Here is a 1385-nt window from a genome sequence, read left to right as displayed (position 1 = left end):
CTCAATTGTCTATCTTTTGGTATTAACCTGTTTGTGCCTTAAGTCCTTCCCTGTATGGATTTCAGCTACTTTTGAGCGTAGGCGCTCTCATCGAATTTTATTTTAAGTTAATTATTTGCATAACAATTCCCGAAGAGCCAGGTATAATGCGTATATGTAATCCTGTCGAATTTATTTTACTAATGACTGAATCAGGAGATAAATCATGAAAATTGACTTCCCTAGTTTACCTCGTAACACTGAATTGCATCGTGAAGCTATTGAAATTCTAAACGAACGAATGGGTATCGCCAAAGCTGCCATCTTTAGGAGTGATACCTTTTGGAAACCAACTGACTATCTAGAAATTAAACATAATCTGTTTGCTGATGAAACTGTTGCTAGTCTTTATGAAAAAGTGGTACTTTGGCGTGAGCAAACTCAAAAACCCTAATGTTACAGTAATATGTAGCAACTTCCCTCACCAATTTAGCAGAATTATACTCATCTCAAGGAAGGTATGAAGAAGCTGAACCGCTCTTTTTACAAGCATTAGCAATTGCCGAGCAAGCTTTAGGGGAGAATCATCCTAATACTGTTAAGAGTCGGGAAAATTTACAAAGGCTGCGACAACAGCAACATCCATCGTCTTAACTGTGATTTATGTGTGGGATGGACTATGATTGATTATTGATGAAGACTTGCTGAATACAACACAATCATAGTATTCATTCAATCATTCAAATCATAGTTTAGACTTATTATGGGATTATGGGATGGACTATAATTGAATTAATCACTGATAACTGATATAGGCTATATTTGAAGAACTTACAAAGGTAAAATTATGACTATCAAAGAACAACTAATTCATGAAATTGAAACAGTATCCGATGAGGTAATAGAAGAAGTTTTTGACTTTTTATTATTAGCCAAAATCAAACATAATCGATCGCAAGAACAATCTAAACCTTTTGCACAATTTATAGAAGAACTCACTGCTGATATTCCTCAAGAAATTTTAGATACCTTACCAACCGATAGTGCAGAACAACATGATCATTATATTTACGGCACTCCTAAACATTAACTATGAAGCAAATTTTTGCCGACACCTTTTATTGGATCGCTTTACTCAACCCTAAAGATGACTGGCATCAAATCGCGCTTAATTATGCTCATAATTGTATCAATGATCAGCTAATAACGACAGATGACATTATTGATGAGATACTGAACTATGCTTCATCTAGAGGAACTATTATGCTGAGAGGGGGACAAGCGAGCTAGAAGGTAGATAGGGCAAGCGATATCGCTCTTTGTCCTTTGATGTAATCCTTCAACCGATAGCGGCTAATTTGCATTAACTCTTCTATATTTTTTTGGAACATTTGATGTAGCTGGAG

The 1385-nt window shown here is 35.6% G+C and carries 3 protein-coding genes and 1 pseudogene; all 4 read left to right on the top strand.

Going from position 1 to position 1385, the window contains the following annotated elements:
• The first annotated feature begins 205 nt into the window (after positions 1 to 205).
• Positions 206 to 433, top strand: a complete 228-nt coding sequence (locus O9290_RS13995) for a hypothetical protein (RefSeq protein ID WP_002760185.1) — start codon at positions 206 to 208, stop codon at positions 431 to 433.
• A gap of 23 nt (positions 434 to 456) precedes the next feature.
• Positions 457 to 633, top strand: a pseudogene (locus O9290_RS13990) (tetratricopeptide repeat protein); the annotation flags it as partial.
• Between the two features lie 193 nt (positions 634 to 826).
• Positions 827 to 1069: a hypothetical protein gene (locus O9290_RS13985; protein ID WP_002760184.1), complete on the top strand. Its 243-nt coding sequence runs from the start codon at positions 827 to 829 to the stop codon at positions 1067 to 1069.
• Between the two features lie 2 nt (positions 1070 to 1071).
• Complete coding sequence (locus tag O9290_RS13980) at positions 1072 to 1269, top strand: PIN domain-containing protein (RefSeq protein ID WP_288056557.1); 198 nt, start codon at positions 1072 to 1074, stop codon at positions 1267 to 1269.
• Positions 1270 to 1385 lie beyond the last annotated feature (116 nt).

Origin of the sequence: Microcystis sp. LE19-41.2A (assembly GCF_027530405.1) — a bacterium.
GTDB lineage: Bacteria > Cyanobacteriota > Cyanobacteriia > Cyanobacteriales > Microcystaceae > Microcystis > Microcystis aeruginosa.
The sequence above is the reverse complement of the archived record's forward strand: the minus strand, read 5'-3'. Positions and strand labels throughout refer to the sequence as shown.